This is a genomic window from Streptomyces sp. NPDC013317, assembly GCF_055563155.1.
The window spans coordinates 168,565-190,427 of record NZ_JBVHDX010000004.1; the positions used below are offsets into that span (position 1 = coordinate 168,565).

Consider the following 21,863-nt stretch of genomic DNA (forward strand, 5'->3'; position numbering starts at 1 on the left):
ATGGTGCACGGTGGATCCCACATCAGGTCGAACGATCTGGAGGGGGATCCATGACCGTGTCCGAAACCATCGCGAGCGCCGTGCCCGGCGCCGGCACCGACACCGGGGCGGGCGCCGTCCCGGCCGTCGCAGACCTCGGTTCCGAGGTCCTGCGGCCGCACGCCGAACAGGCCTTCGCGGACGAGCTCAAGGCGCTCGCCGCCGCCGACGACCGTTCGCGGCCCGCCCGTTGGCAGCTCTCGCCGTGGGCCGTCGCCACCTATCTCCTCGGCGGGACGCTCCCGGACGGAACGGTGATCACACCGAAGTACGTCGGGCCGCGCCGCATCGTCGAGGTCGCCGTCACCACACTCGCCACCGACCGGGCGCTGTTGCTGCTCGGCGTGCCCGGCACGGCGAAGACCTGGGTCTCCGAACACCTCGCGGCCGCCGTCAGCGGCGACTCGACGCTCCTGGTCCAGGGCACCGCCGGGACGCCCGAGGAGGCGATCCGGTACGGCTGGAACTACGCCAAACTGCTGGCCCACGGCCCCAGTCGGGACGCCCTCGTGCCGAGCCCCGTCATGCGCGCCATGTCGGAAGGTCTGACCGCCCGCGTCGAGGAGCTCACCCGCATCCCCGCCGACGTGCAGGACACGCTCATCACGATCCTGTCCGAGAAGACCCTGCCGGTGCCGGAGCTGGGCCAGGAGGTCCAGGCGGTACGGGGCTTCAACCTCATCGCCACGGCCAACGACCGGGACCGCGGGGTCAACGACCTCTCCAGCGCGCTGCGCCGCCGTTTCAACACCGTGGTGCTGCCGCTGCCCGCCACGCCGGACGCCGAGGTCGACATCGTCGCCCGCCGCGTCGACCAGCTCGGCCGCTCGCTCGACCTGCCGGCCGTTCCCGAGGGCGTCGAGGAGATCCGCCGGGTGGTCACCGTCTTCCGCGAGCTGCGCGACGGGGTCACGACGGACGGCCGTACCAAGCTCAAGTCCCCTTCGGGGACGCTGTCCACGGCCGAGGCCATCTCCGTCGTGACCGGGGGCCTCGCGCTCTCCGCCCACTTCGGCGACGGCGTGCTGCGCCCGGCCGACGTCGCCGCCGGCATCCTCGGCGCGGTCGTCCGTGACCCGGCCGCGGACCGCGTCATCTGGCAGGAGTACCTGGAGACGGTCGTCCGGGAGAGAGACGGCTGGAAGGACTTCTACCGCGCCTGCCGCGAGGTGAGCGCGTGACGGCGCCCCGGACCACCGATGCTCCCCCGCCGCTGACGCCACCTCAGACCCATGGCGAGGGCGCGGTGTCGGCCGGGGCGATGCCTGGCGGTGCGGCGCCTGCCGTGGCGCCGGCGGCGGCGCCTGCCGAGGCCGTGACGTCCGGTCCGGGACGTTCTCGCGGGAAGGTCGCCCCCGGTGGGGGAACCGGGACCCTGTTCCTCGGGGTGCGGCATCACGGGCCCGGGTCCGCCCGGGCCGTGCGGGGGGCGTTGGAGGCGCGGAGGCCGGCGGTCGTGCTGATCGAGGGACCGCCGGAGGCCGACGCCCTCCTGCCGCTCGCCACCGACGACGGGATGCGGCCGCCGGTCGCCCTCCTCGCCCACGCCGTGGACGACCCCGGCCGCGCCGCGTTCTGGCCCTTCGCGGAGTTCTCGCCCGAGTGGGTGGCGATCCGCTGGGCCCTCGACCACGGCGCCGCCGTCCGCTTCATCGACCTCCCCGCCGCCCACACCCTCGCCGCCGCCGACCCCACCTGGGGCGACGGCGAGGAGGACGAGGCCGACCAGGGGCTGCGGATCGACCCCGTCGCCGAGCTCGCGAGCGCCGCCGGTCACGACGACCCCGAGCGCTGGTGGGAGGACGTGGTCGAGCTGCGCGGCGCCGCCGACCCGGTCGCCCCCTTCGGGGCGCTCGCCGACGCCATGGGCGCCCTGCGCGAGACGTACGGCCACGGCGGTCACGCCCGCGACCTGATCCGCGAGGCGTACATGCGGATCCAGCTCCGGGCCGCCCGCAAGGAGTTCGGGGACGACGCCGTGGCCGTCGTCTGCGGTGCCTGGCACGTGCCCGCGCTGGTGGGGAGGACGACCGCGACCGCCGACCGCGCCCTGCTCAAGGGGCTTCCCAAGGTGAAGACCGAGATGACCTGGGTGCCCTGGACCCACCGCCGTCTCGCCCGCCGCTCCGGATACGGCGCCGGCATCGACGCCCCCGGCTGGTACGGACACCTCTTCGCCACCGCCGACCGTCCGATCGAGCGGTGGATGACCAAGGTCGCCGGCCTCCTCAGGGCGGAGGACACGATGGTCTCCTCCGCCCATGTCATCGAGGCCGTGCGGCTCGCCGAGACCCTCGCGGCCATGCGCGGCAGGCCGCTCGCCGGGCTCGGCGAGACCACCGACGCGGTGCGGGCCGTGATGTGCGACGGCTCCGACGTGAAGCTGGACCTCGTGCGGGACCGCCTCGTCGTCGGCGACGTCCTCGGCGAGGTCCCGGCCGCCGCCCCCGCCGTGCCGCTCCAGCGCGACCTCGCCCGGCTCCAGCGGAGCCTGCGCCTCAAGCCCGAGGCGCAGGAGCGGGAGCTGGAGCTCGACCTGCGCAAGGAGAACGACGCGGCGCGCAGCCGCATGCTGCACCGGCTCACCCTGCTCTCCGTCGCCTGGGGCACACCCGTCGCCGGACGCGGCAGCACCGGCACCTTCCGGGAGAGCTGGCGGCTGCTCTGGGAGCCCGAGCTGCACGTCCGCGTCGCCGAGGCCGGCGTCTGGGGCACCACCGTCGAGTCCGCCGCCACCGCCAAGGCCGAGGCCCGTGCCCTGGAGGCCACGTCCCTCGCCGACGTCACCGCCCTCGCCGAGCAGTGCCTGCTCGGCGGACTCGGCGCCGCCCTGCCCGTCGTCATGACGGCCCTCGCCGACCGCGCCGCGCTCGACACCGACGTCGCCCACCTCGCCCAGGCCCTTCCCGCGCTCGCCCGCTCCCTGCGCTACGGAGACGTACGAGCCACCGACACGGCCGCGCTCGGCGAGGTCGCGGCCGGGCTCGCCGAACGGATCTGCGTCGGCCTGCCGCCCGCCTGCACCGGGCTCGACACGGACGCGGCCGTGGAGATGCGCGGCCATCTCGACGGCGTCCACGGCGCGCTCCAGCTGCTCCCCGACAGCGCGGAGCTGTCGGGCAGATGGGCCGGCGTCCTGCGCGGGCTCGCCGGCCGCGACAGCGTTCCGGGCACCATCCGGGGGCGGGCCGCCCGGCTGCTCCTCGACGAGGGCGGCCTCGACGAGGACGAGGCCGCGCGGCTGATGGGCCTCGCCCTCTCGCCCGGCACCCCGCCCGCCGACGCCGCCGCCTGGATCGAGGGGTTCGTCGGCGGCGCCTCCGGCGGAGGGATGCTCCTCGTCCACGACGAACGGCTGCTCGCGCTGGTCGACACCTGGCTGACGAACGTCACGGCGGACGCCTTCACCGACGTCCTGCCGCTGCTGCGCCGCACGTTCTCGGCGTACGAACCCGGGGTGCGCCGCACCCTGGGCGAGCTGGTCGCCCGCGGCCCGTCCGCCGCATCCGGCCGTACGGAGGCCGGACTGCCCGGCTTCGGCACCGGCCTCGACGACGAGCGGGCCGACGGGGTCCTCCCGGTGCTCGCGCTGATCCTGGGAGACATCGACATGGCGGGAGCGGGCCGATGACCGGAACGACCGGCGGAACGGGGCACGACGAGCGGCTGCGCCGGTGGCGGATGGTCCTCGGCGGCGGCGAGGCCGACGGCACCGGCCGCTCCCTCACCGGTACGGACGCCGCCATGGACGGCGCCCTGACCGCGCTCTACGGAGGAGGCACGAAGAAGACCGGGGCGAGCGGCACCGGGCGCGACCGGTCCGCGGGCCTCGGTGCCTCCGCGCCCTCCGTCGCCCGCTGGCTCGGCGACATCCGGACGTACTTCCCCAGCTCGGTTGTCCAGGTCATGCAGCGCGACGCCATCGACCGCCTCGGGCTCTCCACCCTCCTCCTGGAGCCCGAGATGCTGGAGGCCGTCGAGGCGGACGTCCACCTCGTGGGCACGCTGCTCTCCCTGAACAAGGTCATGCCCGAGACGACCAAGGAGACGGCCCGCGCGGTCGTACGGAAGGTCGTCGACGATCTGGAGAAGCGGCTCGCCACCCGCACCCGGGCCACCCTCACGGGTGCGCTCGACCGCTCGGCCCGGATCAGCAGGCCCCGGCACCGGGACATCGACTGGGACCGCACGATCCGCGCCAACCTCAAGAACTATCTGCCCGAGTACCGCACGGTCGTCCCCGAGCGGCTCGTCGGCTACGGCCGGGCGGCGCAGTCGGTCAAGAAGGACGTCGTCCTCTGTATCGACCAGTCGGGCTCGATGGCGGCCTCCGTCGTCTACGCCTCCGTCTTCGGCGCCGTACTCGCCTCCATGCGGTCGATCGCGACCCGGCTCGTCGTCTTCGACACGGCGGTCGTCGACCTCACCGACCAGCTCGACGACCCCGTCGACGTGCTCTTTGGCACCCAGCTCGGCGGCGGCACCGACATCAACCGCGCCCTCGCCTACTGCCAGTCCCAGATCACCCGGCCGGCCGACACCGTCGTCGTCCTCATCAGCGACCTCTACGAGGGGGGCATCCGCGACGAGATGCTGAAGCGGGTCGCGGCCATGAAGGCGTCCGGCGTCCAGTTCGTCGCCCTCCTCGCGCTCTCCGACGAGGGAGCCCCCGCCTACGACCGCGAGCACGCGGCGGCGCTCGCGGCGCTCGGCGCCCCCGCCATCGCCTGCACCCCGGACCTCTTCCCCGAGGTGATGGCGGCGGCGATCGAGAAGCGGCCGCTGCCCGTGCCGGACTCGGCACGGACACCGCGGAATCCGTAGCCGGTCCACCACCCGACCGGGCGCGTCCGGGCGCACTGAGGCCCATATCACATCGGGGCCCTCGGGACCCTCACCTCGCGTCCGGGCGCGTCGTGAGGGCCGTAGACCCCTGTTCCCACCTGTGCCAGGGACCACCGGGTCACCGTCGGGGACCCCTACGGACCGCCCCGGAACCCCTACGATCTGTGACCCGTATCACCGCTCCGGTGTGACCTGCGATTTAGGGACCCACGGCCTGCGGGGATAACCTGCGAGACGGACATGCCGCGTCCACGGACACCGTGTACGCCTCCCTTGTGACAGCGCAGTCACGTTGCCCTTCGCGGCACGCCCACGCAGACAACGAACCGCGATCATCAGAAAAGGGACGGACGCGCGTGGACCTGTTCGAGTACCAGGCGAGGGACCTCTTCGCCAAGCACGGTGTACCGGTGCTGGCCGGTGAAGTCATCGACACGCCTGAGGCGGCGCGCGAGGCCACCGAGCGTCTTGGCGGCAAGTCGGTCGTCAAGGCGCAGGTGAAGGTCGGCGGCCGCGGCAAGGCCGGCGGCGTGAAGCTGGCCGCCACCCCGGACGAGGCCGTCGCCCGCGCGACGGACATCCTCGGGATGGACATCAAGGGCCACACGGTCCACAAGGTGATGATCGCCGAGCTGTCCCCGGAGATCGAGGCGGAGTACTACGTCTCGTACCTCCTCGACCGCACCAACCGCACCTTCCTCGCGATGGCGTCGGTGCAGGGCGGCATGGACATCGAGGAGGTCGCGGAGAAGACCCCCGAGGCCCTCGCGAAGGTCCCGGTCAACGCCGTCGACGGCGTGAGCATCGAGAAGGCCCGCGAGATCGTGGCCCAGGCGCAGTTCCCGGCCGACGTGGCCGAGGGCGTCGCCGAGGCCCTGGTGACCCTGTGGAAGACCTTCGTCGCCGAGGACGCGCTCCTCGTCGAGGTCAACCCGCTGGTCAAGACCAAGGACGGCCGGATCCTGGCGCTGGACGGCAAGGTGTCCCTGGACGCCAACGCCGACTTCCGTCAGCCCGGTCACGAGGCGCTCGAGGACAAGGACGCAGCCAACCCGCTCGAGGCTGCGGCCAAGGCCAAGGGCCTCAACTACGTCAAGCTGGACGGCGAGGTCGGCATCATCGGCAACGGCGCCGGCCTGGTCATGTCGACCCTGGACGTCGTCGCGTACGCCGGTGAGAACCACGGCGGCGTGAAGCCGGCCAACTTCCTCGACATCGGTGGCGGCGCCTCCGCCGAGGTCATGGCGAACGGCCTGGAGATCATCCTGGGCGACCCGGACGTCAAGTCCGTGTTCGTCAACGTCTTCGGTGGCATCACCGCCTGTGACGAGGTCGCCAACGGCATCGTGCAGGCCCTGGAGCTCCTCGCCTCGAAGGGCGAAGAGGTCACCAAGCCGCTGGTCGTGCGCCTCGACGGCAACAACGCGGAGCTGGGTCGCAAGATCCTGTCGGACGCGAACCACCCGCTCGTGCAGCGCGTGGACACCATGGACGGCGCGGCCGACAAGGCCGCCGAGCTCGCGGCTGCGAAGTAAGGGACGAGGTCAAGCACACCATGGCTATCTTCCTCACCAAGGACAGCAAGGTCATCGTCCAGGGCATGACCGGTGCCACGGGCATGAAGCACACCAAGCTCATGCTGGGTGACGGCACCAACATCGTCGGTGGCGTGAACCCGCGCAAGGCCGGTACGTCCGTCGACTTCGACGGCACCGAGGTCCCGGTCTTCGGCTCCGTCGCCGAGGCGATGGAGAAGACGGGCGCCAACGTCTCCGTCCTCTTCGTCCCGCCGGCCTTCGCCAAGGCCGCCGTGGTCGAGGCGATCGACGCCGAGATCCCGCTCGCGGTCGTCATCACCGAGGGCATCGCCGTCCACGACTCCGCCGCCTTCTGGGCGTACGCGCAGTCGAAGGGCAACAAGACCCGCATCATCGGCCCGAACTGCCCCGGTCTCATCACCCCGGGCCAGTCGAACGCCGGCATCATCCCGGGCGACATCACGAAGCCGGGCCGCATCGGCCTGGTCTCGAAGTCCGGCACGCTGACGTACCAGATGATGTACGAGCTCCGTGACATCGGCTTCTCGTCCGCCGTCGGCATCGGTGGCGACCCGGTCATCGGCACCACGCACATCGACGCCCTCGCCGCGTTCGAGGCCGACCCCGACACCGACCTGATCGTCATGATCGGCGAGATCGGCGGCGACGCCGAGGAGCGTGCGGCGGACTTCATCGCGAAGAACGTCACCAAGCCGGTCGTCGGCTACGTCGCGGGCTTCACCGCGCCCGAGGGCAAGACCATGGGCCACGCCGGCGCCATCGTCTCCGGCTCCTCCGGCACCGCCCAGGCGAAGAAGGAGGCCCTCGAGGCCGCCGGCGTCAAGGTCGGCAAGACGCCGACCGAGACCGCCAAGCTGGCGCGCGCCATCCTGGCCGGCTGAGCACAGCCTCGCGGGCCGAGCAGGCTCCGCACCGCAGAGGCGGGCCCCGCCCCCTCCCGGGAGACCGGGTGGGGGCGGGGCCCGTTCGCGTACCGCGGGGCGGGGATCAGTGCGGGTCGGGAGTCAGTGCGGGTCCGGGATCAGCCGCTCCGGCCCGTTGTGGGGCTGGGAGCGGAGCCGGTCGTGCAGCCTCATGTCCTCGGGCGTCAGCTTCGGCGAGCCGCCGCGCACGGGAACGCCGTTGACCCGCTCGCCGGGGTGGATCAGCGGCAGGTACTGCGTCGGCGCGGTCGCGGCCGTCAGGGCCGTCACCGCGATGAGGGCCGCCGTCACCCCCACCACCGCGCGCGTCCACATCCGGCTGCTCCGCTCGCTGCCGTCCCGTACGGACCGGGCCTCCGCGAGCGTCGCCGTCGGTGTCTCCGCGACCAGCTCGCCCAGCGTCCGCTGCAGGGCGTCGGGGTCGGCGAGCGCGGGCAGGCGCTCGCCGATGGCGGTGCGGGCGTGCATGACGCGGTTGGCGGCGGCGGGGGTGCTCGCCTCCGTCTCGGCCGCCGTGTCGGGCAGGTCGAGGCCGAGACCGTCGTAGAGCAGGACGGTACGGCGGTACGGCGGCGGCAGCTCCAGGAGCGCCCCGAGCAGCTCGCGCCGCGCGGGTTCGGCCGGCGGTGCGTCCGGATGCTTGTGGGCGCGGCGCAGCCGGTGCCAGGGGGACAGCGCGTACTCGTACGCCGCCGCCCGCACCCAGCCCACCGGGTCCCGGTCGACCGCGACCTCGGGCCAGCGCTGCCATGCCTGCTGGAAGGCGCGTTCGACGGCCTCCCGGGCGAGCCGGCGGCGGCCGGTGAGCAGGTACGTCTGGTGGAGGAGTCCCGGCGCCGCGTGGGCGTAGAGCGCGTCGAAGGCCTCCTCCGGGGTGAGGGAGGGCACCACGGGCACCACGGGGGCCACGGGCACCACGGGGGCCACGGGGGCCGGAGCCTCGAGGAGCTGCTCGGCCGGCGGGTGCGGGGGCAGCGGGGGAGTCTCCACCGGTTTCAGTCTCTCCAGGGGCTGCTGGGCGTCGGGGGATCCCGCTCGGACGGCCCGCGGTCCCTTCTGGCCTCCGCCGATGCCGAGGGCGGCTGCCGCGGGGCCCTTGGGCGGCTTCGCCGCACGCTTGGCCGCGGCCCTCGGACGGGTGTGGGCGATCGGGGCGGCCGGCGGCGGATCGGAGGGCGTGTGCTGCTCGTCGTACGCGCCGATCAGCTTCACGTATGCCTCCTGCTTGCGCCCCCGTGGCGAGGTGCGGCCGGTCTCCCAGGACCGGACCGTCGCCCGCGTGACACCCATGGCCTCCGCGACCTGGTCCTCGCTCAAACCTCTGGCCTCGCGCAGTCTGCGCCGCTCCTTGGGAGAGGGGATGCTCCGGTTCATGGGCGACGACCTCCCGCAGGGTTCCGGGCGGAAAAGTACATAAACGTATCTTGAGCGACACAACGGTGTTTTGCCTGTTACGCGAGAAAAGCGCGTGTCGTTGGCAGCATGGGCGCGTGAACCGTCTGACCGAACGGCCGTCCTCGCCGTCAGCCGAGACCGTGGTCCGGAGCGGCCGGTCCGCCGCCCTGGCGGCCGCCTTCGTGCGCGGCGGGGTCGCGGCGGGGCTCGGCCTCGGCGCGCTGGCGGTCCTCGTGACCGGACTGTGGATCAGCTCGCCCTACCCCGACAGCGGCCCCGGAGGGGCTCTGCACACCGCCGCCGGGCTGTGGCTGCTCGCCCACGGCGTGGACCTGGTCCGCACGGGAGCCATGGCCGGAGCGGGCGCGCCCGTGGGCGTGGCGCCCCTGCTGCTCATGGCCTTGCCGGCCTGGCTGCTGCACCGGGCCGCGCGGGACACGACGGAGTCGTGCACCGAGGAGACGACCGGGCCCCGGTCGTCCGCGAGCGCGGCGGTGGCCGCCATGGCCGGCGGATATCTGCTGGTCGCGGTCGGTGTCGTGGTCTACGCGGCGAGCGGTCCGCTGCCCGCGGACCCGGTGGCCGCAGGCCTGTGGCTGCCCGGAACGGTGGCCGCGGCGACGGGTCTGGGTGTCTGGACGGCGGCCGGGCGACCCCTGCCCGAGCAGGACCAGACGGCCGTGGCGCTGCGCGCGGCCGGACCGGCGCTCGTGGCCCTGCTGGGTGGCGGGGCCGTCGTGTTCGCGGCCTCGCTGGTCTGGCACGCGGGCGCGGCGCACACTTCCTTCGCCGGGCTCGCGGGGCCCTCGGGGGAGTGGTCGGGGCGCCTGTCGGTGCTGCTGCTCGCCGCCGCCCTGGTGCCGAACGCGGCGGTCTGGGGTGCGTCGTACGGCCTCGGGCCCGGGTTCGCACTCGGTACGGGCGCGTCCGCGACCCCTCTGGGCCTCGCGGGAGCCGCGGCCGTCCCGCCCTTCCCGCTGCTCGCCGCGCTCCCCGCCGAGGGCCGGGGGAGCTGGCCGCACTGGGCCGCGGCGGCCGTCCCGCTGGTGGCGGCGGTGATCCTCGGGGCGGGTGTGGGCCGCTCGGCGCGGACCTGGACGGCCCGGGACACGGCGCTGACGGCTCTGATCGGCGCCTGGGTGTGCGGGGCGGCGACGGCCCTGCTCGCGGCGGCCGCCGGAGGCCCGCTCGGCACGGGCCGGCTGGCCGAGTTCGGCCCGGTGTGGTGGCAGGCCGGCGCGGCGGCGGTGCTGTGGTGCGCGGCGGTGGGGGTGTCGGTGGCGCTGGGGGTACGGGCGTGGGCCCGGCGCGGCATGAAGCCGGCGCCCGAGCCGAGGGTGACGGAGCCTCCGGGCGCCCTCGTCACGGTGCCGGGCCCCGCTCCGGACCCCGTACCGGCGCCCGTACCCGTGCCCGTGGCAGCCACGCTCCCCGAGGAGGCGGCGCAGGACGACGACGATGCGGGGTTCGAGCCGTACGACTACCTGCCGGCGGCCTGGGAACCGGCCCTGCCCCCGCTCCCCCCGCCGCCATGGGCCCCGTCCCCGTCCGTGTCGCCCGAAGTCCCGTGGCCTGCCCCGTCTCCCGCTCCTTCGCCCGCTCCTGCGCCTGCTCCTGCGCCTGCGCCGAATCCGGCGCAGGCGCCCGAGAGTGACGAGTAGGGCGGGCCTACTTCGGTACGCCGAACGGCTCCCGCAGCGGCTCCGGCAGCAGGTCGTTGCAGGCCAGCTGGCCCGACCTGGTCAGAGCGTCGTCGCGGCAGGTGTAGAAGTCGCGGTAGACCATCTGCATGGTGAAGCCGCCCGCCACGATCAGCAGGGACAGCACCGCGGCGACCAGACCGCTCACGGCGGCCGTGCGCTGCGCGCGGGCCGCGATGCGCGAGGTCCCCGGCTGGACGGGCGGCTGGGGGCCGCTCGCCGAGAGGGGCTGCGGCTGGACGGGTGACGGCCCGGGCGTTCCGGGTGCCTGCGCCTGCGCCTGCGTCTGCCCCTGCGCCTGCCCCTGCGCCTGCGCCTGCGCCTTCGGCTTGGACCGCAGCGCGCTGATCGACCAGTACATGCCCAGCGCGCCGAGCAGCAGCGCCAGCTCCGGGATGTCGAAGATCGCGAAGAAGAAGGCCCACATGCCCGCGAGCAGCGCGTACCGCGCCCGCCGCTGCGTGGGGTCCGTGGGGTCCCACCGGGGCCCCGGCCCCTGGCCCTGGCCGTCGGGGCCGGTGGGCCGTTCCGGGCGCCGGCCGAAGCCGTCGGAGGAGCGGCCGGGCTGGCGGCTGCTCCAGCGGCCCGGGGCCCTGGAGCGGTCGGAGCCGTCGGGGGCCCCGGACGACCCGGACGACGGGTCGTCGTCCGAGCCCTCCGGCCGCCGCGGCTGCCACGGCTGGTCCGGCTGCCCCTCGGGCGGCGGCGCGAACGGGTTGTTGTCGTCCGTGGACTGGCGTTCCGGCATCTGCTGAACGTCTTCCCTCTGTCGTCGCAACTGCTGTCTCAACTACGGGCTGAACTGTCGTCGAACCCCGACGCTACCCCCCGGCCACGCCCCCGTCCCGTGGGGGCCTTCCCGTGTGCCGGTATCGTTGCTGACGGTCGGGCCCTTCGTAGGGTTCCCCGTATCCAGAGGCACGATTCGTTCGTGCGACCGTACAAACACCACGGAAAGAGTGACCCAGTGGCCGCCGCCCGCCTCGTCGTCCTGGTCTCCGGCTCCGGCACCAACCTTCAGGCGCTGCTCGACGCCATCGCCGCCGATCCCGAGGGGTACGGCGCGGAGATCGTCGCCGTCGGCGCCGACCGCACCGGCATCGCGGGTCTGGACCGGGCCGAGCGCGCCGGTCTCCCCACCTTCGTCTGCCGGGTGAAGGACCACGCGACCCGCGAGGAGTGGGACCGCGCCCTGACCGAGGCCACCGCCGCGTACGAGCCCGACCTGGTCGTCTCGGCCGGATTCATGAAGATCGTCGGCAAGGAGTTCCTCGCCCGCTTCGGCGGCCGGGTCGTGAACACCCACCCGGCGCTGCTCCCCAGTTTTCCCGGTGCCCATGGAGTGCGGGACGCACTCGCGTACGGCGCGAAGGTCACCGGATGCACCGTCCACTTCGTCGACGACGGCGTCGACACCGGCCCGATCATCGCCCAGGGCGTGGTCGAAATCCGGGACGAGGACGATGAAGCCGCTCTCCATGAGCGCATCAAGGAAGTCGAGCGCTCGCTGCTCGTCGAGGTCGTGGGGCGTCTGGCCCGGCACGGCTACCGCATTGAGGGACGAAAGGTAACAATCCCGTGACCGCCGAAGGTACGAAGCGCCCCATCCGCCGCGCACTCGTCAGCGTCTACGACAAGACCGGCCTTGAGGAGCTGGCCCGCGGCCTGCACGAGGCGGGTGTCGCCCTCGTCTCCACCGGCTCCACCGCCTCGAAGATCGCCGCGGCCGGTGTCCCGGTCACCAAGGTCGAGGAGCTCACCGGCTTCCCCGAGTGCCTGGACGGCCGGGTCAAGACCCTCCACCCGCGCGTGCACGCCGGCATCCTCGCCGACCTGCGTCTGGAGGACCACCGCAACCAGCTCGCCGAGCTGGGTGTCGAGCCCTTCGACCTGGTGATCGTCAACCTGTACCCGTTCAAGGAGACCGTCGCCTCCGGCGCCACCCCGGACGAGTGCGTCGAGCAGATCGACATCGGCGGCCCGTCGATGGTCCGCGCCGCCGCCAAGAACCACCCCTCCGTGGCGGTCGTCACCAGCCCGGCGCGGTACGCGGACGTCCTCGTGGCGGCCAGGGAGGGCGGCTTCGACCTGACCGCCCGCAAGCGTCTGGCGGCCGAGGCCTTCCAGCACACCGCCGCGTACGACGTGGCGGTCGCCTCCTGGTTCGCCGACGACTACGCCGCGGCGGGCTCGGTGTCCGACAGCGGCTCCGCCGAGGGCGGCTTCCCCGACTTCCTCGGCGCCACCTACGAGCTCTCCAGCGTGCTGCGCTACGGCGAGAACCCGCACCAGGGCGCCGCGCTCTACGTCGACGGCACGGGCGGCCTCGCCGAGGCCGAGCAGCTGCACGGCAAGGAGATGTCGTACAACAACTACACGGACACCGACGCCGCGCGCCGGGCCGCGTACGACCACTCCGAGCCGTGCGTCGCGATCATCAAGCACGCGAACCCCTGCGGCATCGCCGTCGGCGCGGATGTCGCGGAGGCCCACCGCAAGGCGCACGCCTGTGACCCGCTGTCCGCCTTCGGCGGCGTGATCGCGGTCAACCGTCCGGTCTCCGTCGCGATGGCCGAGCAGGTCGCCGAGATCTTCACCGAGGTCGTCGTCGCCCCCGGTTACGAGGACGGCGCCGTCGAGATCCTCGCCAAGAAGAAGAACATCCGCGTGCTGCGCGCCGAGGGCGCCCCGGCGAACCCGGTCGAGGTGAAGCCGATCGACGGCGGCGCGCTCCTCCAGGTCACCGACCGCCTCCAGGCCGAGGGCGACGACCCGGCGAACTGGACGCTGGCGGCGGGCGACGCCCTCTCCGCCGAGGAGCTGGCCGAGCTCGCGTTCGCCTGGAAGGCGTGCCGCGCGGTCAAGTCCAACGCGATCCTGCTGGCGAAGGACGGCGCCTCGGTCGGCGTCGGCATGGGCCAGGTCAACCGCGTCGACTCCGCGAAGCTCGCGGTCGAGCGGGCGGGAGAGGAGCGCGCGCGGGGCTCGTACGCGGCCTCGGACGCGTTCTTCCCGTTCCCCGACGGCCTGGAGATCCTCACGGCGGCCGGCGTGAAGGCGGTCGTGCAGCCCGGCGGCTCGGTGCGCGACGAGCAGGTGGTCGAGGCGGCGACGAAGGCGGGCGTGACGATGTACTTCACGGGCACGCGCCACTTCTTCCACTGACCGGAACGGTACGACGGGCGGCCCGCCGGTACGCGACGTACCGGCGGGCCGCCCGTCTCGGTCTGTGGGGCCGCCCGAACGCTCTGGTCTAATGGGTTGCTCTTCTGTCGGCGGCTGGTGGGTGGGGGCGCGGTGTTGGATGTGCAGAGCGGGGCGGTGGAGACCTCCGCCCCGGAGACCGGCCGCGCCGAGCCGCCGGTGCGCGGGCTCACCGAGGCGCCCGTACGTCCGTACGCCCTGGTGGCGGGCGTGCTGTGCGCGCTCTACTTCCTCTACTCCTGGGTCCAGTACGCGCACTTCCGTACGCCCTCCTGGGACCTCGGGATCTTCAACCAGTCCGTCCGGGCCTACGCCGAGTTCCGGGCGCCGATCGTCGACATCAAGGGCCCCGGCTTCCTCATACTCGGGGACCACTTCAGTCCCGTGACGGCGCTCCTCGCGCCCCTGTACTGGATCTGGTCCTCCCCGCTCGCCCTTCTCTTCGCGCAGGCCGCGCTCTTCGCCGCCTCCGCCGTCGTCGTCGGACGCACCGCCCACCAGGTGCTCGGCAGCCGCGCCGCCGGCCTGGGGCTCACGGTCGCCTACGGGCTGTCCTGGGGCCTGCAGGAGGCGGTCAAGTCCGACTTCCACGAGATCGCCTTCGCCGTCCCGCTCCTCGCGCTGGCCTGCCGCGCCCTGCTCCTCGGGCGCTGGACGGCAGCCGCCGCCTGGTCCGCGCCCCTGGTGCTGGTCAAGGAGGACATGGGGCTCACCGTCGCGATGGTCGGCGCCGTCCTCTTCCTCAAGGGGCAGAAGCGCCTCGGTGCCTCGCTGGCCGCCTTCGGCGCCGCCTTCTTCGCCCTGACGGTGCTGGTCCTGATCCCGGCGGCGAGCCGGGTGGGCCAGTACGACTACTGGGCCAAGATCGAGAAGTCGAGCGAGGGAGCCGACGTCTCCTTCGTCCAGGTGCTGCTCGGCTCGCTGGGCTCCGGAGTGAAGTGGGAGATGATCTTCTTCCTCGTCGGCATCACCGGTTTCCTGGCCCTGCGGTCCCCGCTGATGCTCCTCGTGCTGCCGACGCTCGGCTGGCGCTTCCTCTCCCAGGACCCGAACCACTGGGGGATGGTCTGGCACTACAGCGCGATCCTGATGCCGGTCGTCTTCCTCGCGCTCGTCGACGGCGTCCGCGCCGTGCGGACCTCCCCGCGGGCGTGGCTCGTGGCGTACGGGAAGGTCGTCGTCCCGGTCGTCACGGCGGTCGCGATCGTGGTCGCCCTGGACCTGCCGCTGCGGGAACTGCTGCGCTCGGAGACGTACCGTACGGACGCCCGGACCGTGGAGGCCCGGAAGGCGGTCGACGCGGTGCCGGCGGGGGCGAGCGTGGAGACGAACGTGACGCTGATGGCGCACCTCACCGCGGACCGCAAGGTCTACTGGGTCGGCGGGGCGAAGGGCGTCAGCCCGGACTACCTGGCCCTCGACCTGGCCTCGGGCTGGTCCCAGCCGGTGACGGACCCGGTGCAGCTCGCGTCCCAGCTGCACCCGGAGGCGCGGTACGAGGTGTCGGCGCAGTCGGGCCAGTTCGTCGTGCTCAAGCGGAGCTGAGCGTGAGGTGAGCGTGAGGTGAGCGGGCGGGACCGTGCGGGACGCGCGCGGCCGCCCGTGCCGAAGGGGCCCGGTTCCGTGCGGAACCGGGCCCCTTCGGTGTGCCGACGCGACGATCAGTACTGCGCGCGCTGACGATTGAACCAGGCCGAGCCGTCGCCCTTGCCGACGAAGACCGCGACGAGGATCGCCATCACGGTGTGGGCCAGGCCGATGACGACGAACGGGTAGATGCCGAGGATCGCCGTGATGATGCCGAAGACCAGGGCCGTGATGCGGACGCCGTTGCCGCCGCTGCCGAACTTGGCACCGAGCACGATGGCGAGGACACCCCAGGCGAGGATCAGGACGGTGACGCCCCAGACCGCGCCGACGGACCAGTCGGCCACCTGCTGGAACTGGACATCGTCCTTCAGCGCGGGGTCGTTCTTGGCGGCGCTGACGCCGACCGCGGCGAGCGCGGCGAAGACGGCGCCGAGGATCTGGAGGCCGCCGATGACGAAGAGCATCACGCGGGCCGCCTTCACGCCGCCCGGCATCTCCGTGACGCCCGGGTAGCCGCCGCCGTAGGGCTGCTGGACCGGGGGAGCCTGCGGGTAGCCGTAGCCCGGCTGCTGGCCGTAGCCCGGCTGCTGGCCCTGCTGCTGGCCGTAGGGGTTGTTCGGTTCACCGAAGCTCATCGCGGGATTCCTCCGTTGGTCTGTGCGGGGACAACGCGGCCCGCGACGGAGGAGATTTCACAGCATATGAGCGATTTGCCCCCCGGCACTGCCCGCGGCAGTTCGCGGACATCGTCGTCGTAGCGTCGACTTTTTGTCCAGTCGGTTCGCACGGGTGTTGTGCGAGTGCAACTTTTCCGTCCGCCTCCGCGCGGCCGGTGCCGACGCGAATTGGAACAAGCGAGGGGTCATCCGGGAGGATGGGCCCATGAGCGCCCAGATTCTCGATGGCAAGGCCACCGCAGCCGCGATCAAGACCGATCTGACCGCCCGCGTGGCGGTTCTGAAGGAGAAGGGCGTCACGCCCGGCCTCGGCACGATCCTGGTCGGCGACGACCCGGGCAGCCAGAAGTACGTCGCGGGCAAGCACCGCGACTGCGCGCAGGTCGGCATCGCCTCGATCCAGCGCGAACTGCCCGGGACGGCCACGCAGGAGGAGATCGAGTCCGTCGTACGGGAGCTCAACGAGGACCCCGAGTGCACCGGCTACATCGTGCAGCTCCCGCTGCCGAAGGGCATCGACGAGAACCGCGTCCTGGAGCTGATGGACCCGGCCAAGGACGCCGACGGTCTGCACCCGATGAACCTGGGCCGTCTCGTACTGAACGAGCCGGCGCCCCTGCCCTGCACCCCGAACGGCATCATCACGCTGCTGCGCGGTCACGGCGTGGAGATCAAGGGCGCGGAGGTCGTGGTCGTCGGCCGCGGCGTCACCATCGGCCGCCCGATGCCGCTGCTGCTCACGCGGCGCTCCGAGAACGCGACGGTGACGCAGTGCCACACCGGGACGCGCGACCTGGCGGCGCACCTGCGGCGCGCGGACATCATCATCGCGGCGGCGGGCGTGCCGCACCTGATCAAGCCGGAGGACGTGAAGCCGGGCGCGGCCGTCCTCGACGTCGGCGTCTCGCGCAACGGCGAGGGCAAGATCGTCGGTGACGTGGACCCGGGCGTGAACGAGGTCGCGGCCTGGATCTCCCCGAACCCGGGCGGCGTGGGCCCCATGACCCGCGCGCAGCTGCTCGTCAACGTCGTCGAGGCCGCGGAGCGCGCGGCCGAGGCGCTCTGACGATGACGTCGCGCGTGACGGGGGGCGACACCTCGGGCGCCCCGGATGCCGCGGGCGCCGCGGGCGCGTCCGGCGCGGCTGCTTCTGGTGCTTCTGGCGCGGGTGCCTCGGGAGCCCCGCGTGTCCCGGACGCCTCCGGCGCTCCGGAGGCCGGGGCTCGGGAAACCTTGGAAGCCAAGGACGCCAAGGACGCCTCGGACGCCTCGGCGGGCGAGGGCGTGGAGGGCGGACCGGAGGCCGGGGACGCTTCCGGTACGGCGGCGTCCGGTGACGCGCCCGGACGGTCCCGGCGGCCTCCGGCGCTGACGACCGACACCGCGCGGCCCGAAGGCGGCGGACGCGCCGCGGCGGGCGGGGCTCCGGCGCCCGCACGCCAGTGGCCGCTGCTGACCGTGCTCGGACTCGCCGCGCTGGGACTGCTGGTCGTCGGGACGGACCTCTTCCCGCAGGCGTTCCGGGTCGGGACGATCCTCGTCGGGGTCGCGCTGCTCACCGGCGCCGGACTGCGGCGCGCGCTGCCGTCGGTGGGCATGCTCGCCGTACGGTCGCGGTTCACCGACATGGTCACGTACGGCGTGATGGGCGGGCTCATCGTGCTGCTCGCGCTGATGGTGCAGCCGGCCCCGTGGCTCAAGATCCCGTTCCTGGAGGACATCCTCCATCTGACGATCACCTAGCCGCCTCGACGGCGGAACGGCGCCCGTCCTCTCCCCCGAGGGAGGACGGGCGCCGTTCCTTTTTGAGGATCATGTACGCGCCAACGTGGTTCAAGCGTCGCCGGTGCCCTGTGGCACGGAAGTGACCATTCCGCTACTACGTCACGCTCCGGGGGCGCGCGCTCGACGCGTACGCACCCCTGCGCCCCCGCCCACGAGCTGTCATCCTGGCCCGAGCATCTTCCGGGGGTCGTCCAGGGTGACGAGGGGGAACCGCACATGGCTCGTGGGAAGGCGCCGCCCGACGAACCCGATGCGCGCGTACGCGAGTTCGTGAGCCACCTGCGACGGCTCGTCGACCGCAGCGGGCTCAGCGTCGCCGCCGTCGCCGACCGCACCGGCCACAGCAGGGCCGCCTGGGAGCGGTACCTCGACGGACGGGTGCTCGCGCCCCGGGGCGCCGTCGTCGCGCTCGCCGAGGTGACCGGCACGGACGCCGGCCGGCTCACGGCGATGTGGGAGCGGGCCGAGCGCGCCTGGAGCGGTACCGAAGGGCGCCACGAACCTGCCGCGGACCACCGTCCGCCCTCCCGGAGTCTCTCCGCCCACGGCGCGAACGTCTCCACGGAGACGAGCGGCAGCAGCGGCGGCGATCCGCACGGCGCCGGTACGGAAGCCGGCAGCGGCGCCGGGCCAGGACGCGGCTCCGGTACGGGACCCGGCGCCGGGCCAGGACGCGGCTCCGGTACGGAAGCCGGCAGCGGCGCCGGGCCAGGACGCGGCTCCGGTACGGGACCCGGCGCCGGGCCAGGACGCAGCGCCGGTACGGAACCTGGCAGCGGGGCCGGTCCGGGACGCGGCTCCGGTACGGAACCCGGTAGCGGCGCCGGTACCGGACCCGGCTCCGGTACCGAACTCGGCGCCGGGCCAGGACCCGGCCCGGGTGCGGGGCTCGGCTCCGGCTCCCGCACGGGCCCTGCCCGACCGCGTCGCGCCGCCACCCCCGAGGGGCGGGCGGACGCTCCGCCACCCGCCCCCCTGCCGCCCCGTCGCCGCGCGCTCCTGATCGTCACCGGGGTCCTCGGAGCCGTGCTCGTCATCGCCGCCGCCGTCCTCCTCGCCGACGTCGGATCGGGTGGCCGGGCCGACGGCCGGGCCGGCACCGTCGCGGGTCCCTCCACCGCAGCCCCCGGCACCACTCCGCGCACGCCGCTCCCCGCCGGAGTGAGGTGCACCGGCGCGGGCTGCACCGGGCAGGACCCGGAGACCATGGGGTGCGGCGGCACGTTCGCCACCACCGTCTCCCGGACCCCGGTCGGCGCCGCCGGGCTGCTCGAAGTACGCCACAGCGGGACCTGCGGCGCCGCCTGGGCCCGGATCACCGGAGCCGCGCCCGGCGACACCCTGCGCATCACCGCCGGTGGCTCCGTCGCGGGCCCGGAAGCCCCCGGCCAGGACGCCACCGTGGGCGCCGACCCCGACGCGTACACCCCGATGCTCGCCGTCACGAACGCGGCGGACGCGACCGCGTGCGTGACGCGGACGAGCGGCGCGCGGGTGTGCGCCGGCGGTCGCTGACCCCGGTCGGGTGGCAGTGAGCCGGACCACAAGGGGGTGGGGATTGGACGGGCCCCGGGTCGGATAGCCTGACCGCTGGATATCTCTTCACGTCGAGACATCGGGCCGACCGATCGATCGTCGATCAGGAGAGGTGTCCGACACCAGGGGCAGGGACCCCCACCGCCAGCTGTCTTACGGAGATCGCCATGACCCGCACTCCCGTGAATGTCACCGTCACCGGCGCGGCCGGCCAGATCGGCTACGCGCTGCTCTTCCGCATCGCCTCCGGCCACCTGCTCGGCGCGGACGTGCCGGTCAAGCTGCGCCTCCTCGAGATCCCGCAGGGCGTCAAGGCCGCCGAGGGCACCGCCATGGAGCTCGACGACTGCGCCTTCCCGCTGCTCAAGGGCATCGACATCTTCGACGACCCGAACAAGGGCTTCGAGGGCGCGAACGTGGCCCTGCTCGTGGGCGCCCGCCCGCGTACCAAGGGCATGGAGCGCGGCGACCTGCTCGCCGCCAACGGCGGCATCTTCAAGCCGCAGGGCAAGGCCATCAACGACCACGCCGCGGACGACATCAAGGTCCTCGTCGTCGGCAACCCGGCCAACACCAACGCCCTGATCGCCCAGGCGGCGGCCCCGGACGTCCCGGCCGAGCGCTTCACCGCGATGACCCGCCTGGACCACAACCGCGCGCTCTCGCAGCTCGCGGCCAAGACCGGCGCGTCCGTCGAGGACATCAAGCGCCTCACCATCTGGGGCAACCACTCGGCGACCCAGTACCCGGACATCTTCCACGCGGAGATCGCCGGCAAGAACGCCGCCGAGGTCGTCGCCGACGAGCAGTGGCTGGCCGACACCTTCATCCCGACCGTCGCCAAGCGCGGCGCCGCGATCATCGAGGCCCGTGGCGCGTCCTCGGCCGCCTCGGCCGCCAACGCCGCCATCGACCACGTCCACACGTGGGTCAACGGCACCGCCGCGGGCGACTGGACCTCCATGGGCATCCCGTCGGACGGCTCCTACGGCGTCCCGGAGGGCCTGATCTCCTCCTTCCCCGTCACCTGCAAGGACGGCAAGTACGAGATCGTCCAGGGCCTGGACGTCAACGAGTTCTCCCGCACCCGCATCGATGCCTCGGTGCAGGAACTGGCGGAGGAGCGCGACGCCGTCCGCGAGCTCGGCCTCATCTGAGACCACCGCGCGGCGCGACCGACGCGCTGACGTACCGACGACCGCCCCCGGCCTGCGAGGCCGGGGGCGGTCGTGCGTGAGGCCGCTCGCGGAGACGAGCGGTAACCCGCGGAGGCGTGCCATGACCCGTCGAGGCCTGCCGAGGCCCGGGGAACTACGGGCGCTCCGCCGCCAGTTCCGCGGCCAGCCCGGCGACACCCTTCAGCGTCCGCAGCAACAGCCCGGGCCCGAACGTGATCCGGGTCGCGCCCAGCCGCCCCAGCTCGGCGAACGACGGGCCGTCGGGCAGGGCCAGGACGTTGACCGGCACGTCGATCCCGGCGCGCAGGAGCGGGAGATGCGCCGCGGGCGCCTTGATCGGATAGACGCAGTCCGCGCCCGCCGCCGCGTAGAGCCGCGCCCGTCCGATCGCGTCGTCCACGTCGTTCACTCCGCGCACATACGTGTCCACGCGCGCGTTGACGAAGAGCAGCGGCCCGGCCTCCGCCCGTACCTCCGCCAGCCGGTCGGCCTGTTCCCCGGGGTCCCGCAGCCCGGTCGACCGGTCGCCGTCCTCCAGGTTCACCCCGGCCGCGCCCGCCTCCAGGGCCCGCTCCACGAGCTCCTTGGGCGGCAGCCCGTAGCCGTCCTCCAGGTCGGCCGTGACCGGTACGGAGACGGCGCGGACGATTCTCGCCACCGCCGCGAACATCTCCCCCGCGGGGGTCTGCCCGTCCTCGTACCCGAGGGAGGCGGCGATCCCGGCGCTCGGCGTGGCGAGCGTAGGGAACCCGGCCTCCTCGAAGACCCGGGCGGAGGCGGCGTCCCAGGGGCCGGGGACGATCAGCGGCGCTTCGCGCGTGCGCCCGGTGTGCAGGGCGCGCACGGCCCGGGCGGCGAGCGCCTCGGGGGCCTGCGCGGTCACTTCTTGTACTGCCCGGGCGTGTAGTGGCCGGGCGTCATGCGGGTGGTGACGGCGATCCGGTTCCAGGCGTTGATGATGGTGATGGCGCCGATGACCTGGGAGAGCTCCGTCTCGTCGAAGTGGGCCGCGGCCCGCGCGTACACCTCGTCCGGGACGAAACCGTCGGTCAGGACGGTGACGGCCTCGGTCAGGGCGAGGGCGGCGAGCTCGCGCTCGGTGTAGAAGTGCCGCGACTCCTCCCACGCGGACAGCTGGACGATCCGCTCGACCGACTCGCCGGCCGCGAGCGCGTCCTTGGTGTGCATGTCGAGGCAGAACGCGCAGTGGTTGATCTGCGAGGCGCGGATCTTGATCAGCTCGTAGAGGGTGGGGTCGATGTCCTTCGCCGCGGCCTGCTCGAGCCTGCGCATCGCCCGGTAGAACTCCGGAACCTGCTCCGCCAGGTTGAGGCGGGGGGCGTGCTCGTCGGCGTGGGCGAGGGGGGCGAGGTCCTGCGTCGTGGTGGTCATGGCTCTCACCGTACGAGCGCGATGGCGCAGGAGTATGGTC

18 protein-coding genes are annotated in these 21,863 nt (G+C 73.4%); 13 read left to right on the forward strand and 5 right to left on the reverse strand.

Features of this window, described 5'->3' with window-relative positions:
- Positions 1–50: 50 nt before the first annotated feature.
- The 5 genes from ACZ3IJ_RS13425 to sucD all read left to right on the forward strand — a co-directional run bounded on the left by ACZ3IJ_RS13425 (position 51) and on the right by sucD (position 7,324).
- Complete coding sequence (locus ACZ3IJ_RS13425; RefSeq protein WP_467467796.1) at positions 51–1,220, forward strand: ATP-binding protein; 1,170 nt, start codon at positions 51–53, stop codon at positions 1,218–1,220.
- A gap of 80 nt (positions 1,221–1,300) precedes the next feature.
- Positions 1,301–3,670 carry a DUF5682 family protein gene (locus ACZ3IJ_RS13430; RefSeq protein WP_467468386.1) on the forward strand — a complete coding sequence of 790 codons (2,370 nt, stop codon included), beginning with the start codon at positions 1,301–1,303 and terminating at the stop codon, positions 3,668–3,670.
- On the forward strand, positions 3,667–4,863 hold the full coding sequence (locus ACZ3IJ_RS13435; protein WP_467467798.1) for a VWA domain-containing protein: 1,197 nt from the start codon (positions 3,667–3,669) through the stop codon (positions 4,861–4,863). Before ACZ3IJ_RS13430 ends, ACZ3IJ_RS13435 begins: the two co-directional genes overlap by 4 nt.
- Before the next feature lie 377 nt (positions 4,864–5,240).
- Positions 5,241–6,419 (forward strand): ADP-forming succinate--CoA ligase subunit beta, encoded by a 1,179-nt coding sequence (gene sucC / locus ACZ3IJ_RS13440; protein ID WP_391798901.1) that lies wholly within the window; start codon positions 5,241–5,243, stop codon positions 6,417–6,419.
- Positions 6,420–6,439: 20 nt separating this feature from the next.
- Positions 6,440–7,324: a succinate--CoA ligase subunit alpha gene (gene sucD / locus ACZ3IJ_RS13445; protein WP_260229316.1), complete on the forward strand. Its 885-nt coding sequence runs from the start codon at positions 6,440–6,442 to the stop codon at positions 7,322–7,324.
- Positions 7,325–7,447: 123 nt separating this feature from the next.
- Here sucD and ACZ3IJ_RS13450 read toward each other — a convergent pair whose 3' ends face one another.
- The gene (locus tag ACZ3IJ_RS13450) at positions 7,448–8,740 is read right to left on the reverse strand and encodes a sigma factor-like helix-turn-helix DNA-binding protein (protein ID WP_467467800.1); all 1,293 of its coding nucleotides are present in this window, start codon (positions 8,738–8,740) and stop codon (positions 7,448–7,450) included.
- Positions 8,741–8,856: 116 nt separating this feature from the next.
- Here ACZ3IJ_RS13450 and ACZ3IJ_RS13455 point away from each other — a divergent pair, with 116 nt between their 5' ends.
- Positions 8,857–10,422, forward strand: a complete 1,566-nt coding sequence (locus ACZ3IJ_RS13455; RefSeq protein WP_467467801.1) for a cell division protein PerM — start codon at positions 8,857–8,859, stop codon at positions 10,420–10,422.
- A gap of 7 nt (positions 10,423–10,429) precedes the next feature.
- Here ACZ3IJ_RS13455 and ACZ3IJ_RS13460 read toward each other — a convergent pair whose 3' ends face one another.
- A complete protein-coding gene (locus ACZ3IJ_RS13460) occupies positions 10,430–11,209 on the reverse strand; it encodes a hypothetical protein (RefSeq protein ID WP_467467803.1) in 780 nt (259 codons plus the stop codon).
- Between the two features lie 219 nt (positions 11,210–11,428).
- Between ACZ3IJ_RS13460 and purN the strand changes: the two genes are divergently transcribed.
- The 3 genes from purN (at position 11,429) to ACZ3IJ_RS13475 (ending at position 15,210) form a co-directional block, all read left to right on the forward strand.
- Positions 11,429–12,043 carry a phosphoribosylglycinamide formyltransferase gene (gene purN / locus ACZ3IJ_RS13465; protein WP_467467805.1) on the forward strand — a complete coding sequence of 205 codons (615 nt, stop codon included), beginning with the start codon at positions 11,429–11,431 and terminating at the stop codon, positions 12,041–12,043.
- Positions 12,040–13,626 (forward strand): bifunctional phosphoribosylaminoimidazolecarboxamide formyltransferase/IMP cyclohydrolase, encoded by a 1,587-nt coding sequence (purH, locus tag ACZ3IJ_RS13470; protein ID WP_467467807.1) that lies wholly within the window; start codon positions 12,040–12,042, stop codon positions 13,624–13,626. Before purN ends, purH begins: the two co-directional genes overlap by 4 nt.
- Positions 13,627–13,758: 132 nt before the next feature.
- On the forward strand, positions 13,759–15,210 hold the full coding sequence (locus ACZ3IJ_RS13475; RefSeq protein WP_467467809.1) for a DUF2079 domain-containing protein: 1,452 nt from the start codon (positions 13,759–13,761) through the stop codon (positions 15,208–15,210).
- Between the two features lie 116 nt (positions 15,211–15,326).
- Here the strand turns inward: ACZ3IJ_RS13475 and ACZ3IJ_RS13480 are convergent, their stop codons facing one another.
- Positions 15,327–15,890 carry a hypothetical protein gene (locus ACZ3IJ_RS13480; protein ID WP_467467811.1) on the reverse strand — a complete coding sequence of 188 codons (564 nt, stop codon included), beginning with the start codon at positions 15,888–15,890 and terminating at the stop codon, positions 15,327–15,329.
- 247 nt (positions 15,891–16,137) lie between these two features.
- Between ACZ3IJ_RS13480 and ACZ3IJ_RS13485 the strand changes: the two genes are divergently transcribed.
- From ACZ3IJ_RS13485 to ACZ3IJ_RS13500, 4 genes are all read left to right on the forward strand, one after another.
- Positions 16,138–16,998 carry a bifunctional methylenetetrahydrofolate dehydrogenase/methenyltetrahydrofolate cyclohydrolase gene (locus ACZ3IJ_RS13485; RefSeq protein WP_467467813.1) on the forward strand — a complete coding sequence of 287 codons (861 nt, stop codon included), beginning with the start codon at positions 16,138–16,140 and terminating at the stop codon, positions 16,996–16,998.
- Between the two features lie 167 nt (positions 16,999–17,165).
- Positions 17,166–17,675: a DUF3017 domain-containing protein gene (locus tag ACZ3IJ_RS13490; RefSeq protein ID WP_467467815.1), complete on the forward strand. Its 510-nt coding sequence runs from the start codon at positions 17,166–17,168 to the stop codon at positions 17,673–17,675.
- 258 nt (positions 17,676–17,933) lie between these two features.
- Complete coding sequence (locus ACZ3IJ_RS13495) at positions 17,934–19,232, forward strand: helix-turn-helix domain-containing protein (RefSeq protein ID WP_467467817.1); 1,299 nt, start codon at positions 17,934–17,936, stop codon at positions 19,230–19,232.
- A gap of 188 nt (positions 19,233–19,420) precedes the next feature.
- Complete coding sequence (locus ACZ3IJ_RS13500) at positions 19,421–20,410, forward strand: malate dehydrogenase (protein ID WP_467467818.1); 990 nt, start codon at positions 19,421–19,423, stop codon at positions 20,408–20,410.
- Positions 20,411–20,564: 154 nt separating this feature from the next.
- On the opposite strand, the gene ACZ3IJ_RS13505 is transcribed toward ACZ3IJ_RS13500, so the two are convergent.
- Both ACZ3IJ_RS13505 and ACZ3IJ_RS13510 read right to left on the reverse strand, forming a co-directional pair.
- Positions 20,565–21,314 carry an isocitrate lyase/PEP mutase family protein gene (locus tag ACZ3IJ_RS13505; protein WP_467467820.1) on the reverse strand — a complete coding sequence of 250 codons (750 nt, stop codon included), beginning with the start codon at positions 21,312–21,314 and terminating at the stop codon, positions 20,565–20,567.
- Positions 21,311–21,823, reverse strand: coding sequence for a carboxymuconolactone decarboxylase family protein (locus tag ACZ3IJ_RS13510; protein ID WP_467467822.1), 513 nt, complete (start codon positions 21,821–21,823; stop codon positions 21,311–21,313). Before ACZ3IJ_RS13510 ends, ACZ3IJ_RS13505 begins: the two co-directional genes overlap by 4 nt.
- Positions 21,824–21,863 lie beyond the last annotated feature (40 nt).

Bases quoted from the DNA above. Each gene is read 5' to 3' on its own strand.
- ACZ3IJ_RS13425 (WP_467467796.1), top strand. From the start codon at position 51: ATGACCGTGTCCGAAACCATCGCGAGCGCCGTGCCCGGCGCCGGCACC.
- ACZ3IJ_RS13430 (WP_467468386.1), top strand. From the start codon at position 1,301: ATGCCTGGCGGTGCGGCGCCTGCCGTGGCGCCGGCGGCGGCGCCTGCC.
- ACZ3IJ_RS13435 (WP_467467798.1), top strand. From the start codon at position 3,667: ATGACCGGAACGACCGGCGGAACGGGGCACGACGAGCGGCTGCGCCGG.
- sucD (WP_260229316.1), top strand. From the start codon at position 6,440: ATGGCTATCTTCCTCACCAAGGACAGCAAGGTCATCGTCCAGGGCATG.
- ACZ3IJ_RS13450 (WP_467467800.1), bottom strand. From the start codon at position 8,740: ATGAACCGGAGCATCCCCTCTCCCAAGGAGCGGCGCAGACTGCGCGAG.
- ACZ3IJ_RS13460 (WP_467467803.1), bottom strand. From the start codon at position 11,209: ATGCCGGAACGCCAGTCCACGGACGACAACAACCCGTTCGCGCCGCCG.
- ACZ3IJ_RS13480 (WP_467467811.1), bottom strand. From the start codon at position 15,890: ATGAGCTTCGGTGAACCGAACAACCCCTACGGCCAGCAGCAGGGCCAG.
- ACZ3IJ_RS13485 (WP_467467813.1), top strand. From the start codon at position 16,138: ATGAGCGCCCAGATTCTCGATGGCAAGGCCACCGCAGCCGCGATCAAG.
- ACZ3IJ_RS13495 (WP_467467817.1), top strand. From the start codon at position 17,934: ATGGCTCGTGGGAAGGCGCCGCCCGACGAACCCGATGCGCGCGTACGC.
- ACZ3IJ_RS13500 (WP_467467818.1), top strand. From the start codon at position 19,421: ATGACCCGCACTCCCGTGAATGTCACCGTCACCGGCGCGGCCGGCCAG.
- ACZ3IJ_RS13510 (WP_467467822.1), bottom strand. From the start codon at position 21,823: ATGACCACCACGACGCAGGACCTCGCCCCCCTCGCCCACGCCGACGAG.